Raw genomic sequence first — 14,372 nt, forward strand, 5'->3', positions numbered from 1 at the left:
CTGGGGGATCTCGATCCGTTCGTTCGACCAGGCACGCGATGAAGGCCCGTCGGTGAACTGAAGTTCACCACCGTTACCAGGAGTGATGCGGTCCGAAGCCGCGGAAATCGCCCGATCGGGCAAGCTCCTCGTGGTCCGTGCCGCCGGGGTGGTCGCTGCGCCTGTCATAGGCGTGAAGCCTAACCTGACCGCGTGGTCGAGCCTGGCAATGAACACCTGAGCAAAGCGGAGTGGCGTTCCCGGATAACCGCCGAACGACGTTCGCAGGTGGCGGAAGAGCGGCTGCGGGAGGCCTCGGCGCTCACCATCGCGGCCGGTCGGCTGCCGGGCGAGGTCGTCTGCGCCTACGTCCCGTTCGGTACCGAACCGGGCTCGACGGGACTGCTTGATCAACTTCTCGACCTGGGGAAACGTGTGCTGCTGCCGATCGTCCCCGAAGCGCCGGGGCCGCTGGAGTGGGCCGTCTACGAAGGCCCGCCGAGCCTCGGGCCCGGCCGGCTGCGCGGGCTGCTCGAACCGACGGGGCGCCGCCTCGGTCCCGACACGCTGGGGACGGCCGATCTGGTGCTGATCCCCGCGCTCGCCGTCGACGATCAAGGCGTCCGGCTGGGCCGGGGCGCCGGCTATTACGACCGGTCGCTCGCCTTCGCGGCGCCCGGTGCGGCGCTGATCGCCGTCGTCCGGGACGCCGAACTCGTGCGTGAGTTGCCCGCGGAACCGCATGACGTCCGCATGACCGGGGTACTGACCCCGGAGCACGGCCTGGCGCCAAGACCGGTAATAGACTGACGCCCCGACGCAGTGGTTCAGAAAGGGCACAATGAGCTCTGACGCGCACCTGTCCGATCAGTTCGCCGAAACGCTGTCGAAAATGCGTTCCGCGGGGGCCCACGCCATGGAGCTGGCTGCCTTGCGAAGGCGTCTCGAGCAGCTGTCCGAACCCGGCGCCGGTCAATTGCCGGGAAACGAACTCGAACCTCTCGAGGACATCAGCAGGCTCGTCGACCTGCCCGAGCCGGACGCCGAAGAAGCGCGCCGGGTGCTGGACCGCACCGCCGTCCTGAAGCTCAACGGCGGGCTGGGCACGAGCATGGGGCTCACCGGACCGAAGTCGCTGCTGGAGATCAAGCCGGGGAAGACGTTCCTCGACGTCATCGCCATGCAGGTGCTTTCCACCCGCGAGAAGTACAACGCGCGGCTTCCGCTGATCCTGATGAATTCGGCGGGCACCCGCGAGCCTTCGCTGGAGTTGCTGAAGAAGTACCCCGATCTCGCCGACGACGTCATCCCGGCCGACTTCCTGCAGGGCCGCGAACCGAAGATCACCGCTGACGGGCGGCCCGCCGAATGGCCGTCGAACCCGGAACTGGAATGGTGCCCGCCGGGACACGGCGACATCTACATCGCGCTCGCGGTGAGCGGGATGCTCGAAACGCTGCTGGCGGAGGGAATCCGCTGGTGTTTCGTGTCCAACGCCGACAACCTCGGCGCGCTGCCGGACGCGCGGATCGCCGCGTGGCTCGCGAGCGAGAACGTCCCGTTCGCGATGGAGACCGTGCTCGGCACCGCGGCCGACCGCAAGGGCGGGCACCTCGCGCGGCGCGCGGGCCGGATCGTGCTGCGTGAGTCCGCGCAGGTTCCCGACGGCGACGACTCGTTCGGCGACGTCGGCAAATGGCGTTTCTACAACACCAACAACATCTGGGTCGACCTCGAACGGCTGAAAGCCCTGCAGGACGCCGACCCGGCCGCACCGCAGTTGCCGCTGATCGTGAACCGGAAGACCGTCGATCCGGCCGATTCGGCCAGTACGCCGGTGATCCAGCTCGAGACGGCGATGGGCGCGGCGATCGGCTCGGTCGAGGGCGCGCGGGCCATCGAGATCCCGCGGAGCCGCTTCGCGCCGGTGAAGACCACCGACGACCTGCTCGTCGTCCGGTCCGACGCGTACGTGCTCGACGAGGGCGGGGAGATGATCCCGGAGTTCACCACCCCGCCGTTCGTGTCGCTGAGCAAGGAGTTCTACAAGCTTCTGCCGGACTTCGACGCGCGGATCCCTTCCGCCCCTTCGCTGAAGGAGTGCACGAGCCTCTCGGTGGACGGCGACGTCACCTTCGGGAAGAACGTCGTCGTCCGCGGCGACGTGAAGATCACCGGTCCGAAAACCGTTCCGGACGGCGAAGTCCTCTAGGCCCGCTGGGCGATGAACACGTACTCGCGTCCTGGACGGTCGGGGGCGTCCCGGACGTCCAGGACGCGAAAGCCGTGTTCGGCCAGCAAGGTTTCGAGATCTTCACGTTCGCGGAACCACAGCTTCGAGTCCGAGGTGACGACCTCGCCGTCGGCGAACCGGTAGCTGTACCGGAACGACACGAACGGGAGGTCCACCTCGGTGACCTCACGCCATTGCTCGACCTCGCCGACGCCGGGAACGTCGATGATGTCGTGCGCGGTGTCCGCGGCCCAGTCCTCCCACACGCGGCGACCGGGGCGCCGGATCTCGAACACCAGGTGACCACCGGGCACCAACGCGGTGCGGACGCCTTCGAGCGTCCGGCGCCATTCGCCGTCGGTCAGGAAGACCTGTGCCACGTTCCCGGTCATCACCGCGAGATCGGCGCCCGCCGCGCCCACGTCCTTCGCGTCGCCGTGGATCCAGGTGATCTTCCCTTCCGGGTCCTTGGCCTTCGCGATCTCCAGCGACGCCTCGGCCGGATCGACCCCCACGACCTCGATCCCACGCTCGGCCAGGAGAACCGCCAGACAGCCGGTGCCGCAGCCGACGTCGAGCACTCTCTTCGCCCCGAGTTCGCCAATGATGGCGAGGTAGTGGTCCAGGTCGTCGCGAGCGCCGTCGAAGGCGTCGTAGATCGGAGCGAGCCGGGCGTGGGCGAAGAGCGCGTCAGGCATTCGGCGACGATAGTTCCGGGACGCGTTCGGGGGCCACGGATTTACCGTCGCGCCGCCAGGCCCGTTCTCCCAGCACCGTCAGGAAAGCGGGCAGCAGCACGCCGCGGACCAGCGTGGCGTCGATCAGCACGGCGACCGCCATCCCGACGCCCATCATCTTGTACTCGATCGCGCTCAGCGTGATGAAGACGCTGAACACGCCGACCATGATCACCGCCGCTCCGCTGATCACTCCCGCGCTGGTGCCGGTGCCGCGGACGATCGCGGTGACGGCGCCTTCGGCCCGGTGTTCGCGGATCCGGCTGAGGATGAAGATGTGGTAGTCCATGCTCAGCCCGAACAGCAGGACGAACATGAACATCGGCAGCCAGCCGACGACCCCGCCGTACGGGGTGAATCCCAGCAGGGAAGCGAAATGGCCGTCCTGGAAGATCCAGGTGAGCACGCCGTACGCCGCGCCGATCGACAGCAGGTTCAGCAGGATCGACCCGAGCGCCACCGCCACGGACCGGAAAGCCAGCAGCAGCAACACGAACGCCGCCAGCAGGACGAACCCGAACACCAGCGGCATCCGCTCGACGACTCGGTCGGCGAAGTCGCGGGCGCTCGCCGTGCGGCCCGAAACCGCGAACTCGACGCCGTCCACTTCGCCGATCGTCCGCGGGAGTACCTCGGTGCGCAGTTTCGCCAGCGCGGCATCGGCTTCCGCGTCGCGGCCCGCGCCGGACAGCGGGACCCGGACGACCACGGCGTCGTCGACGTTCGCCACCGTGACGGGTTTGTTGAGCACACCGGAGGTCTCCCCGATCCGCCGGTCGAGATCCGTGATCGCCGACCGCAACGCCGGGCTGTCGACCGGGCCGCCGTTCTCGGCCGTCAGCACCACCATTGCGGGATAGACGGCTCCCGGGAAGGCTTCCTGGGTGCGGACGGCGACGTCGATCGTCGCGACCGACCGCGGCAGGCTCTCCGCCGGTGTCGGATCCTGCAGCCGCATGCCGAGGGCGGGCAGCGTGAGCAGGATCAGCAGCGCCACCGCGAGTCCGCCCCACAGCGACGGCCGCCGGGTGACGACGCGGGCCGTCGCGGACCAGAACCGTGACTTCTCCGCGGCGGTGCGGCGCTTGCCCAGCCAGGGAATCCGGCCGCGATCGACCTTGTCACCCAGCAGCGAGAGCAGTGCCGGCAGAACGGTGACCGCGCCGAGCACGGCCAGCCCGACCACGAACGCTGTGCTGATCGCGAGACCGGTGAAGTTGTCGAGTCCGGTGAACACCAACCCGCTCACGCACAGGACCACCGTGACGCCCGAGACGACAACGACGTGCCCGGAGGTCCGCGCCGCGATGCGGATCGCGTCGTCGACGGAGTGGCCGCGTGCGCGTTCTTCCCGTTGCCGCCTCAGGAAGAACAACGAATAGTCGACGCCGACCGCCATCCCGATGAGCAGGGTGATCACCGTGGTCGCGCCGTTGATCGGGGTGAAGTCGTCGACGACGGACAGGAAACCGAACGTCGCCGCGACGGTCGTGCCCGCCAGCAGCAACGGCACCGAGGCCGCGACCAGCGCGCCGAAGACGATCAGCAGGATCACCAGCGTCAGTGGCAGCGAAAGGAGTTCCGACCGCTTCACGTCCTCCCGGATGCCCTTGTCGACCACGGTCGACAGGCTGAGATCCCCGGACTGGCCCAACCGGACCGACGGATGCCGGGAAGCGACCTCGTCGACCAGCGCGGACGCGGTTTCGAAGTTCGGGCGGATGTCTTCCTCGCCGCCCGCGATCGAAAAGCCGACGAGGCCGGACGCGCCGTCGGCCGAGATCCGCTCGGCACCGTCGGTGGCCAGCGGTGAGCGGACGTCGATGACGGAGCCGGATCGGGTGAGTGTGGTGACCAGGTCTTCGGTCGCTCGCCGGAGTTCCTCGTCGGTGGCGAACGGTCGTGAGCCGGGCTCCTTCGCCTGGACGAGAACGTTCTCGCGCAACGGTTCGAAGGCGTCCTGGGCATTCAAAGCGGTCTGTGCGCGACCGGACTCGCCGGGATCGGTGCTTCGCCGGCTTTCGCCGTCCAGCAGCATTCCCGACAGCAGGGCGACGACCACGAGGGCGACCCAGCCGACGAGGGTGACCGCGCGGTGCCTCAGAGACCAGGCGGCGATCTTTTCGGGCAGCATGAACTACAGTCCTTTGCGTGAAGGAGTGAGATGCCTCGGGCGAGGTTTTTGCTTCTTCTTTCCTGGGCCGTCGAGTTGCCGCTCGGCGGCCCAGGGTCTTTCACCGGTGATCAGGCCGTGTCTAGTCGACCTCCTTGAGGATCCGCTCGACCGTGCCCACGCTCTTCTGCAAATCCGCGAGGCGTCCGTCGAGTTCGGTGAGTTTGCGTTCGGTTTCTTCCTGCGCCTGGACGGCTTTTTCGGCGAGCCTGCGGTATTCCTGCTCGCGGGCGAGGGCGCCCCTGGCCCGGATGGTCGCGCCGAACTGCCATACGACCACCGTGATCACCACGGTGAGGAACACGAAGATGCCGATCAGCCCGGCGACTTCCTGCCATTGATGCCACTTCACGGTCGCTCCCCCTCGTCGCCGGTTGCCGGTGTGCTCAGCGTCGGTGCCGCGGCGGCGATGGTGTCCGGGCTCAGCTCGATCACGAACGGATTCACCTCGTAGAACTTCATCGCTTTCCCGTCCTCCGACAGCTCCAGTGCGGCCGACACGAGCCCGGCCGCCTCCAGTTTGCGCAGGTGGAGCTGCAACAGCGCCCGGCTGATGCCGAGCTCTCGCGCCAGCTGGCTCACATACGCGCGCTCCGCGCGCAGCGCCGCGACGATCCGCAGCCGGTGCGGATTCGCCAGCGCCCCCAGCACCCGCAGCAGCTCGTCGCCGGACGGTCCGGTGGCGGTCATGCCGCACTCCTGCACATGCCAAAGAAATCTAGCAGGTGCCGGGTTGATCTACCAGGTGCTCCAGCCAGACGTTCGGCTCCACGTAGACGCCGAGGTCCAGTGCCGAGGAGGCGAGCACCGGCGCGATCCCGCCCGGCACGGCCGTGAGGCCGTCCCGGAGCTCGACGCCGGTCCACGCTTTCCATTGGGCGAAGGTGCCGGTGACCGTCATCGCGAAGGGCGCCACCTTCACGAACCGGGCGCCGAGCCGTTCATGCGTGCGCAGCCACGGATCCTCCGGTAGCCCGTCCGGGCGACGGCGGGCGATGTAGTCCTCAAAGGACAGTCTTGGTGCCTTCTCCTTCCCGGCCGGGCGGACCGGCACGACGAGCTTGCGCATACCTGTTTCCGAGGCGCGCTTTTTCAGTGCTTCCAACGCTTTTGTGGCCAGGCCGCCGCCACGACGGCCTGGCGCGACCATCACTTCGAGTGCGATCAGTGTCTTCGTCTCACGGGTGCTCAGCAGATCTTCCGCGGCCCAGATCAAGGCGGCGTCCCAGCCGTGGTCCGGCAGTTCCGGGCGTTCGGCCGTCGGAAAGCCGACCGGGACGGCGGCCGCTCTCGCCACCGGGACATCGTCTTCCAGCAGCACCAGGAAGTATTCCGGCCAGCGGGCGGCGAGGTGGGACGACTTCGCCAGCAGACCGGCCGGGTCGTGCTGGAGGAATTCGCCGCCGACACCGCCGAGGGCGAGCGCGGGCTGGCGCAGGTCGGGCCGGGTGGCCAGGTCTTCGATCACGATCATGTCCTCAGTAGAGCCGAGGACACGCGATTCTCACGAGGTGGTTTTCGAGCACGGCTTCATCCGTGCGAGGTGGTGCGACCGGTCAGCGTACGGGCAGCGCGCGGCGCCGTCCAGTGATTCCGGTGGTGTTGAGGTTGGCGCGCTCGCCGGCGGAGTGACCGTCGAGGTAGCCGCTGCCGGACAACCGCCTCGGCGGTGCCGAGCGCAGATCTCCGTATTGCTCGTCGTACGCCTGTTTGACCATCGCCGTCCGGTCCTGGATGACCAGTTCGGCGGAGCGATGGCCCGCCGCGGTGGTGTGGGTGCGGGCCGCGGTGTCCTCACTGTTGCGGAGCCGTTCGTAGACCGCGCCGGAGAACCCGTGCAGCCAGGTGCGCCGGTACGCGGCAAGGGATTCACCCGCGAACACCCGGTTCTCCGGGCGGACCCGGGTCAGCTGGGTGGTCGCCTGCAGCAGCAGGCTCGTGTACAGCAGTTCCGTCCGTTCCAGATCGGAGCGGAAGCCGAACACCGTCACCGCGGTGACCGACTGGCCGAGCCGGTGCAGCAGGGCCCGGCAGCGCAGCGGATGCGCGATGTTCGTGAGCAGTCCCGCCTTGTCCCGGCTGTACGGGTTGTCGATCGGGATCATGATCTGGGTGATCTCGTCCGCCGTCGCCCCGGAAGCGGCCAGCAACGCCTGATCGATGCCGTATCTGGCGATCAGTTCGGCGGCCTTGGTGTTGTACGACTCGGCTTCGGCCTCGGTGACCGCCGGGTCCTCCGCCTTCGCGAGGAGTTTCCGGACGCGCGCGAGCAGCGTGTCATGGTCGGGCATGGCCCTCCTTCCTGATTGGGTTGGAGCGGATCAATCTAGGAGAGAGGTCCGACAATATTCGGGCGGGATGTCCGCATCCCGGCAAGGGGGCGGTATGGCGATCGACGTGTCGGTGGTCGGTGCGGGCCCGAACGGGCTCGCGGCGGCGGTCTTGCTGGTCAGGGCGGGCCTGTCGGTCGAAGTGCACGAAGCGGCGGGCGAGATCGGAGGCGGAACGCGGACGGCGTCGCTGTTCGACGACGAAGTCCGTCACGACATCTGCGCCACCGGACATCCGCTGGCGGCGGCGTCGCCTTTCTTCCGCTGGTTCGGTCTCGCCGGGCACGGAGTCGACCTCCTGCGGCCGGAGATCGCGTACGCGCACCCGCTCGACGGTAACCGGGCCGGTCTCGCCTATGAAGATCTCGACCGGACCTGTGATGCCCTCGGTACGGACGGCCCGCGGTGGCGCCGCTTGCTGGGACCGCTGGCCCGGCACAGCCGTGAACTGGCCGATCTGCTGCTCGGGGACCTGCGCCATCCGCCCCGCGACCCTCGGATCGCCGCCCTTCTCCCGGCCCGGATGGCGATGCTCGCTTCCGGGTTGGAGCGGCGACTGTTCACCGGCCCCGAAGCCCCCGCGCTGCTCTCCGGTGTCTCCGCGCATGTGATGAGCCGTCAGCCTTCGCTCGCCGCCGCGGGCGCGACGCTCCTGCTCGGCCATCTCGCGCATTCGACGGGCTGGCCGATCGTCCGCGGCGGAAGCCAAGCCATCACCGAGGCTCTCGACGCCGACGTCCGCGCGCACGGCGGCCGGATCCACACCGGCAGCCGGATCACGGATCTGCGGCAGCTGGCGGAGTCGCGCACGGTGATCCTCGACATCGCCCCGCGTGGTTTCCTTGAAATCGCCCGTGACCTGCTGCCGCCGCGATACCGGAAGGCGCTGGAGTCCTACCGCTACGGACCCGGCGTGGCGAAGGTCGATTTCCTGGTGTCCGAACCGGTTCCGTGGGCGGTACCGGAGGTCGGCAAGGCGGGCACCGTCCATCTCGGCGGAACGCGCGACCAGGTGTACGCCGCCGAAAACGCCATCGTGCGCGGGGAAGATCCGGAAGACCGGTTCGTGCTCGTCTCCGATCCGATGGCGATCGACCCGTCCCGCGGGGTGCCGGGCAAACGGCCGGTGTGGGCGTATTGCCATGTGCCGCACGGGGATCCGCGAGACGCCACCGAACTCGTCCGGCGGCGGATCGAACGGTTCGCGCCGGGGTTCTCCGACACGATCCTGGCGGGCCGCTGTGTCACCGCGCCGGAACTCGAGGCCTACAACGCGAACTATCCCGGCGGTGACGTCGCCGCCGGAGCGGTGGATCTGCGGCAGATGCTCGGACGGCCGGTCCCGCGCTGGAATCCACATCGGACCCCGCTCGGCGGCGTCTTCCTGTGTTCGGCGGCGACGGCGCCGGGGCCCGGCGTGCACGGGATGGGTGGCTGGCATGCCGCGAAATCCGTTCTGGGCAAGGACTTCGAGCGTCTGGTTCACGACCCGAGGTAGGCGTCCAGCGTAACGGCCAGCGCCCTTTCCGGTGTCGGCGCGAAGCTCGCACCGGCCAGCCCGCCCCACAACCACAGCTGGGCGAGTCCGTGCAGCGACGCCCACAGCGAGGACGCGAGCAGCCGCGGATCGGTCGAGGGATGCCAGCCGCCTTCCTGCAGTTCGGCGACCATCGCGGCGAAGAAGTCGAACACCGCGCTGCTCACCCGCGTGAGTTCGGGATCGTCCGCGTCGATGAGGTCGCGGCGGAACATCAGCTCGAACATCGCCGGATTGGCCAGCGCGAAATCGAGGTAGCCGTGGCAGGCCGCGATGAGCCGTTCGCGTGGTGTCCCGTCCGGCAGGACGGCGCCGCGATCGAGCAATTCGGTGTAGCCGCGGGTGGCGACCGCCGAAAGCAGGGCGGCGCGGCCGGGGAAATGCCGCAGCGGCGCGCCGTGCGAAACGCCGGCGGCCTTGGCGATCCCGCGCAGCGTCACGGCGCCGACGCCCTCTTCTGCCAGCAGATTCGCCGCGGTGTCGATCAGGCGGGTTCGGGCGCCCACGACCGGGTCTCCTTGTGGACGGGCAGGAGTTCGGGGCGTTTCGGCAGGAAACCGTCGCCAGGCTGACGGCCGACGAGCCGGTTGCGGAAACGGGTGACCGCGACCGGGAGGACCTCCCGCGTCAGCCACCGCAGATCCGCGCGCAGGCCAGGTCGCCCGGCCGAACCGGGCAGCGGTTCGAGCCAGGCCGGGTCGTGGCTGACGCCGAGTTTGCCGAGCACGTGCCCGGCCAGCCGGCGATGGCCTTGTTCGGACAGGTGCAGCCGATCCGGGCCGAAATAGCGGGAATCGTGCGCGGCGTCGTCCGGCCACAGGTCGACGAGGGTCGCGCCGTAGCTGACGGACGCCTCGCGGACGGCGTCGTTCAGCGCGGTGAGGCGCGGGCGCATGCGGTGACCCATCGGCATGCGGTGGGAGATGTCGCTGAGGGTGAAGGTGACGACCACCGGCGCGATCTCGGTGCAGGCGCGGATGGCCGTGTCGACGCGGCGGGCGACCGTGCGCGCGTCCCAGCCGCGGCTCATCACGTCGTTGCCGCCGCCGAACAACGCGATCAGATCCGGCCGGAGCCTGGTCGCCGCCGCGGTCTGCTCGGCGTGGATCTGGTCGAGCCTGCGGCCGCGGACCGCGAGATTGGCGTAGCGGAAACCGGGCTCCTCCTCGGCGAGACGTGCCGCGACGAAGTCGGCCCAGCCGCGGTAGAAGCCACCCGACGGATGCGGATCGGCCAGCCCTTCGGCGCAGCTGTCGCCGAGCGCGACGAAACGTTGGTAGCCCATCCAGATCTCCGTAACCGCGAGTTCACCTTGTAGACACTGTCTATCAAACTGATGTAGACGCTGTCTACTCAGTGCTCCAGACGAGCACGGTGGGTGAAGGCGACGGCACGCCGCGGATCGCCGTCCGGGAGCACCCGGCACAGCGCGTCGACGATCTCCAGGTCGTCGGCGCCGCACGGCGTCTCCCAGTACGACCACAGCGCCGTCGCGTCCCCGCTGCCGAGCACGACGCGGCGGACCGACGCGGTGACCGACTCGCGCTCCTCGCGCACGGCGGGCGACTCCGATTCGGGCAGCAGCGGACCGCGGAACGCTTTCGCGGCGCCGAGGACGTCGCCCGTCCTGAGCGCCGCGCGGACCCGCAGGAAGTCGGCGTCCACCTCGGCGGAAAGCCGGTACGGCCGCGTCTGCACGATGTCCGACCCGAGTTGCGTCCGCAGCCGGTGGATCTCCGCGCGCACGGTCACCGGGTTGCCGCTCTCGCCGTAGAGCAGCAAGGCCAGCCGTTCCGCCGAAAGGCCGCCCGGATTCAGGGCGAGCAGAGTGAGGATCTCCGCGTGTCGCAAGGTGAACGGCACCTCACGACCGTCCACTGTGGTCGATGGCGGCCCGTCGGTGAGGAACTCCAGCGCGAGCCGGGGGCGCCTCGGCGGAACCCGGTTCCGGAGGCGCAGCAGGTAGCCCTCGCTCAACGGCTCCACCGTGCCGAGCCGTCCGTCGGGCAGGGTCAGCGGCCCGCCGCCGGGCCGGATGTCCACAGTGGAGGGAAGATCGCCGCAGGCTTCGGCCGCCAGCACGCGACCCTTCGCCGACAGCAGGGCTCCCGGCGCGCCGCGTAACGCTTCCAGGTGAGTCATGTTCGCGGCCCGCAGCCGTTCGTCACGCATCGCCAACCGCGCCCGTAACTGGCCTTCGGCGAGCTGCGCGGCCGCCGTCACCAGCGCGAGCATCGCGGGATGGACCGTCCTCAGCGGACCGCTGACGTCGATCGACCCGAGCAGCGCGCCGGTCTCCGGATCGCGCACGGGCGCCGCCGCGCAAGTCCAGCCGTGATAGGTCCGCACCAGATGCTCGGCCGAGTAGATCTGCACCGGTTCCCCGGTGGCGAGCGTGGTGCCCATCGCGTTCGTCCCGATGACGTCTTCACTCCACCGGGTGCCTTCGGCGAGCATCACGCCGTCCGCGCGCCGCAGCACGCCCGCCGCGCCCTCACGCCACAGGATGTGCCCGGCCGCGTCGGTCACGATCATCATGTGCTCGGCGTCGTCGGCGATGCTCACCAGCGTCTGCCGCAGGATCGGCAGCACCGGAGCCAGCGGATGCTCGTCGCGCAGCCCGTGCACTTCGCCGGAGTCGTAGACCAGTGGCGCGACGCCCTTGTCCGGGTCGACGCGCGCGGCGAGCGAGCGATTCCACGAAGCCGACACGATCGACCTGGGGGAACGCGGCGCGGGGACACCGGAGAGGACGGCGTCGTGGACGTCCTTCAGCAGCCGCGCGTACGCCTGAGGGTCACGCGGCGACGCTTCACCTCCGGGCAGCTCCGCCACGTTTTCGAGGATAGGTGACCGCGCTCACTTCGTTGCAACGTGCGTGCAACCTCACCCGGCCTAGCTTCACCGCCATCCGTCACCCCTAGCGATGAGGCAGGAAAGATGGCCAAGTACGCGGCACCGAACACCGAAGGCAGCGTCGTCAGCTACGAGTCGCGCTACGACCACTACATCGGAGGCGAGTACGTACCGCCCGCGAGCGGTCAGTACTTCGAGAACCCGACCCCGGTGACCGGACAGGTGTTCACCGAGATCGCCCGCGGTACCGCCGCCGACGTCGACCGCGCGCTCGACGCGGCCGAAGGCGCGGCCGCGGCCTGGGGCCGGACGTCGGTGGACGAGCGGTCGAACGTGCTGCTGCGGATCGCCGACCGGATGGAACAGAACCTCGAAGCGATCGCCGTCGCCGAATCGTGGGAGAACGGCAAACCGGTCCGCGAGACCCTCGCCGCCGACATCCCCCTCGCGATCGACCACTTCCGCTACTTCGCCGGCGCCCTGCGTGCTCAGGAGGGCGGCATCTCCCAGATCGACGACAACACCGTCGCCTACCACTTCCACGAGCCGCTCGGCGTCGTCGGCCAGATCATCCCGTGGAACTTCCCGCTGCTCATGGCGGTCTGGAAGCTCGCGCCCGCGCTCGCCGCCGGCAACGCGATCGTGCTCAAACCCGCCGAGCAGACCCCGGCGTCGATCCACCTGCTGATGTCGCTCATCGGCGACCTGATCCCGCCGGGCGTGCTGAACATCGTCAACGGTTTCGGCGTCGAGGCCGGCAAGCCGCTCGCGTCGAGCAACCGTGTGCGGAAGGTCGCGTTCACCGGCGAAACCACCACCGGACGGCTGATCCTGCAGTACGCCAGCGAGAACATCATCCCGGTCACCGTCGAACTCGGCGGCAAGAGCCCGAACATCTTCTTCGACGACGTCGCCGCGGCCAACGACGCGTTCTACGACAAGGCGCAGGAAGGTTTCGCGCTCTTCGCGCTGAACCAGGGCGAGGTCTGCACCTGCCCGTCGCGGGCGCTGATCCAGTCCGGCATCTACGACCGGTTCCTCGGCGACGCCGTCGAGCGGGTCAAGAAGATCAAGCAGGGCCATCCGCTCGACACCGAGACGCAGATCGGCGCGCAGGCCTCCAACGACCAGCTGGAGAAGATCCTTTCCTACATCGACATCGGCCAGAAGGAAGGCGCGAAGATCCTCACCGGCGGCGAGCGCAGCGACCTCGGCGGCGAACTGTCCGGCGGGTACTACGTGCAGCCGACGGTGTTCGAAGGCGACAACAAGATGCGGATCTTCCAGGAGGAGATCTTCGGCCCGGTCGTCTCGGTGGCCAGGTTCGACGACTACGCCGACGCGCTGAAGATCGCCAACGACACGCTGTACGGCCTCGGCGCCGGTGTCTGGTCGCGTGACGGCAACACCGCCTACCGCGCCGGCCGCGACATCCAGGCGGGCCGGGTTTGGGTCAACAACTACCACGCCTACCCGGCGCACGCGGCCTTCGGCGGCTACAAGGCGTCCGGCATCGGGCGCGAGAACCACAAGATGATGCTGGACCACTACCAGCAGACCAAGAACATGCTGGTGTCCTATTCGGACAGTGCGCTCGGGTTCTTCTGATGGCCGAGCGGGTCGGCTTGACACCGGCCGCCGCGGATCTTCTGCGGCGGTTGGTGTCACTCCATGGGCCGGTGATGTTCCACCAGTCCGGCGGGTGCTGCGACGGGAGCGCCCCGATGTGTTACCCGGCAGGCGAATTCCGCACCGGGGCGGCCGATGTCCACCTTGGTGACCTGAGCGTCGAGGACATCGACGACGTTCCGGTGTGGATGTCGGGCCCCCAATTCGAGTACTGGAAGCACACGCATCTGACCATCGACGTCGTTCCGGGCCGGGGGAGCGGATTCTCCTTGGAGGCGCCCGAAGGAGTCCGCTTCCTGGTCCGCTCCCGGCTGTTCAGTGACGAAGAGTCGGCTGAGCTGAACGGCCCAGCAACGCGATGAGCCGGTCGCCCGGCGTGGCGCCCGGCGGTGCCTCGACAGCGTGGTCGAAGGCGCCGCCGGGCCCGCGTACCGGCAGCACGTCGGGGTAGCGGCTCGCCACCTTGAGTGCGGCAGACGCGAGTTCGTCGTCCCAGCGGTGTTCACGGCCGAGGGCGGTATTGAGGTCCCAGTCGTGGGTGAGCGTGTCGACGAACAGCACGGCCAAGGCGTTCTTGCCGGGGAGCGGACCGAAGTTCCCGAAGTCGAAGGTCTTTTCGAGCGCCGGGCCGCCGAAGGCCGCGAGGAACTCGGCGGAACTCTCTTCATAGGACGTGGCGAGGTCGCCGTCCGCCGTCGGCCGGGTCTTCCTGGGAAGGCCTGTCGCCTGCGCGGCGCGGTGCTCGTTGTTGTCGATAAGGTGTTTCACGATGTCGCGGACGGTCCATTCGGCGCAGGGGGTCGAGCGGTCCCAGTCGTCCGCGCCGATTCCGGCGATCGTGGTTCCGGTGGCGTGATGTGCCCGGGTCGTGAGTGCGAGAAAGTCCATGGAGTCAAAG

At 68.9% G+C, this 14,372-nt stretch carries 15 protein-coding genes; 5 read left to right on the forward strand and 10 right to left on the reverse strand.

What is annotated here, in order from left to right; genetic code table 11:
- The first annotated feature begins 216 nt into the window (after positions 1 to 216).
- Together DMH03_RS09940 and DMH03_RS09945 are read left to right on the forward strand one after the other, a co-directional pair.
- The gene (locus DMH03_RS09940; RefSeq protein ID WP_125792857.1) at positions 217 to 789 is read left to right on the forward strand and encodes a 5-formyltetrahydrofolate cyclo-ligase; all 573 of its coding nucleotides are present in this window, start codon (positions 217 to 219) and stop codon (positions 787 to 789) included.
- A gap of 31 nt (positions 790 to 820) precedes the next feature.
- The gene (locus tag DMH03_RS09945; RefSeq protein ID WP_125791736.1) at positions 821 to 2,191 is read left to right on the forward strand and encodes a UTP--glucose-1-phosphate uridylyltransferase; all 1,371 of its coding nucleotides are present in this window, start codon (positions 821 to 823) and stop codon (positions 2,189 to 2,191) included.
- Here DMH03_RS09945 and DMH03_RS09950 read toward each other — a convergent pair.
- The 6 genes from DMH03_RS09950 to DMH03_RS09975 form a co-directional block, all read right to left on the reverse strand.
- On the reverse strand, positions 2,188 to 2,910 hold the full coding sequence (locus tag DMH03_RS09950) for a bifunctional 2-polyprenyl-6-hydroxyphenol methylase/3-demethylubiquinol 3-O-methyltransferase UbiG (protein ID WP_125791737.1): 723 nt from the start codon (positions 2,908 to 2,910) through the stop codon (positions 2,188 to 2,190). The genes DMH03_RS09945 and DMH03_RS09950 overlap by 4 nt on opposite strands.
- Positions 2,903 to 5,083, reverse strand: a complete 2,181-nt coding sequence (locus DMH03_RS09955) for an MMPL family transporter (protein WP_125791738.1) — start codon at positions 5,081 to 5,083, stop codon at positions 2,903 to 2,905. The genes DMH03_RS09950 and DMH03_RS09955 overlap by 8 nt, the downstream gene beginning before the upstream one ends.
- Before the next feature lie 121 nt (positions 5,084 to 5,204).
- Positions 5,205 to 5,474, reverse strand: a complete 270-nt coding sequence (locus DMH03_RS09960) for a hypothetical protein (protein ID WP_125791739.1) — start codon at positions 5,472 to 5,474, stop codon at positions 5,205 to 5,207.
- Positions 5,471 to 5,812, reverse strand: coding sequence for a metalloregulator ArsR/SmtB family transcription factor (locus DMH03_RS09965; protein ID WP_125791740.1), 342 nt, complete (start codon positions 5,810 to 5,812; stop codon positions 5,471 to 5,473). Before DMH03_RS09965 ends, DMH03_RS09960 begins: the two co-directional genes overlap by 4 nt.
- Before the next feature lie 28 nt (positions 5,813 to 5,840).
- Entirely contained in the window at positions 5,841 to 6,596 is a 756-nt protein-coding gene (locus DMH03_RS09970) for a GNAT family N-acetyltransferase (RefSeq protein WP_125791741.1), read from the reverse strand.
- 82 nt (positions 6,597 to 6,678) lie between these two features.
- Positions 6,679 to 7,413: a DUF2786 domain-containing protein gene (locus DMH03_RS09975; RefSeq protein ID WP_125791742.1), complete on the reverse strand. Its 735-nt coding sequence runs from the start codon at positions 7,411 to 7,413 to the stop codon at positions 6,679 to 6,681.
- Positions 7,414 to 7,507: 94 nt separating this feature from the next.
- On the opposite strand from DMH03_RS09975, the gene DMH03_RS09980 reads away from it, so the two are divergent.
- The gene (locus DMH03_RS09980) at positions 7,508 to 8,950 is read left to right on the forward strand and encodes an NAD(P)/FAD-dependent oxidoreductase (protein WP_125791743.1); all 1,443 of its coding nucleotides are present in this window, start codon (positions 7,508 to 7,510) and stop codon (positions 8,948 to 8,950) included.
- On the opposite strand, the gene DMH03_RS09985 is transcribed toward DMH03_RS09980, so the two are convergent.
- From DMH03_RS09985 to DMH03_RS09995, 3 genes are all read right to left on the reverse strand, one after another.
- On the reverse strand, positions 8,935 to 9,495 hold the full coding sequence (locus tag DMH03_RS09985) for a TetR/AcrR family transcriptional regulator (protein WP_125791744.1): 561 nt from the start codon (positions 9,493 to 9,495) through the stop codon (positions 8,935 to 8,937). The two genes, DMH03_RS09980 and DMH03_RS09985, sit on opposite strands and share 16 nt — an antisense overlap.
- The gene (locus DMH03_RS09990; protein WP_125791745.1) at positions 9,474 to 10,274 is read right to left on the reverse strand and encodes an SGNH/GDSL hydrolase family protein; all 801 of its coding nucleotides are present in this window, start codon (positions 10,272 to 10,274) and stop codon (positions 9,474 to 9,476) included. Before DMH03_RS09990 ends, DMH03_RS09985 begins: the two co-directional genes overlap by 22 nt.
- 68 nt (positions 10,275 to 10,342) lie before the next feature.
- Entirely contained in the window at positions 10,343 to 11,824 is a 1,482-nt protein-coding gene (locus DMH03_RS09995) for a GAF domain-containing protein (protein WP_125791746.1), read from the reverse strand.
- A gap of 105 nt (positions 11,825 to 11,929) precedes the next feature.
- Here DMH03_RS09995 and DMH03_RS10000 point away from each other — a divergent pair, with 105 nt between their 5' ends.
- Positions 11,930 to 13,453: an aldehyde dehydrogenase family protein gene (locus tag DMH03_RS10000; RefSeq protein WP_125791747.1), complete on the forward strand. Its 1,524-nt coding sequence runs from the start codon at positions 11,930 to 11,932 to the stop codon at positions 13,451 to 13,453.
- Positions 13,453 to 13,836, forward strand: coding sequence for a DUF779 domain-containing protein (locus DMH03_RS10005; RefSeq protein ID WP_125791748.1), 384 nt, complete (start codon positions 13,453 to 13,455; stop codon positions 13,834 to 13,836). The genes DMH03_RS10000 and DMH03_RS10005 overlap by 1 nt, the downstream gene beginning before the upstream one ends.
- Here DMH03_RS10005 and DMH03_RS10010 read toward each other — a convergent pair.
- The gene (locus DMH03_RS10010; protein WP_125791749.1) at positions 13,790 to 14,362 is read right to left on the reverse strand and encodes a TIGR03086 family metal-binding protein; all 573 of its coding nucleotides are present in this window, start codon (positions 14,360 to 14,362) and stop codon (positions 13,790 to 13,792) included. The genes DMH03_RS10005 and DMH03_RS10010 overlap by 47 nt on opposite strands.
- Between the last annotated feature and the right edge of the window lie 10 nt (positions 14,363 to 14,372).

The organism is Amycolatopsis sp. WAC 01376, assembly GCF_003947415.1.
In the GTDB taxonomy this organism is placed as follows: Bacteria; Actinomycetota; Actinomycetes; order Mycobacteriales; family Pseudonocardiaceae; genus Amycolatopsis.

Coding starts and splice junctions, on each gene's coding strand:
- DMH03_RS09955 (WP_125791738.1), bottom strand. CDS start 5,083: ATGCTGCCCGAAAAGATCGCCGCCTGGTCTCTGAGGCACCGCGCGGTC.
- DMH03_RS10000 (WP_125791747.1), top strand. CDS start 11,930: ATGGCCAAGTACGCGGCACCGAACACCGAAGGCAGCGTCGTCAGCTAC.
- DMH03_RS10005 (WP_125791748.1), top strand. CDS start 13,453: ATGGCCGAGCGGGTCGGCTTGACACCGGCCGCCGCGGATCTTCTGCGG.
- DMH03_RS09945 (WP_125791736.1), top strand. CDS start 821: ATGAGCTCTGACGCGCACCTGTCCGATCAGTTCGCCGAAACGCTGTCG.
- DMH03_RS09990 (WP_125791745.1), bottom strand. CDS start 10,274: ATGGGCTACCAACGTTTCGTCGCGCTCGGCGACAGCTGCGCCGAAGGG.
- DMH03_RS10010 (WP_125791749.1), bottom strand. CDS start 14,362: ATGGACTTTCTCGCACTCACGACCCGGGCACATCACGCCACCGGAACC.
- DMH03_RS09950 (WP_125791737.1), bottom strand. CDS start 2,910: ATGCCTGACGCGCTCTTCGCCCACGCCCGGCTCGCTCCGATCTACGAC.
- DMH03_RS09970 (WP_125791741.1), bottom strand. CDS start 6,596: ATGATCGTGATCGAAGACCTGGCCACCCGGCCCGACCTGCGCCAGCCC.
- DMH03_RS09975 (WP_125791742.1), bottom strand. CDS start 7,413: ATGCCCGACCATGACACGCTGCTCGCGCGCGTCCGGAAACTCCTCGCG.
- DMH03_RS09980 (WP_125791743.1), top strand. CDS start 7,508: ATGGCGATCGACGTGTCGGTGGTCGGTGCGGGCCCGAACGGGCTCGCG.
- DMH03_RS09965 (WP_125791740.1), bottom strand. CDS start 5,812: ATGACCGCCACCGGACCGTCCGGCGACGAGCTGCTGCGGGTGCTGGGG.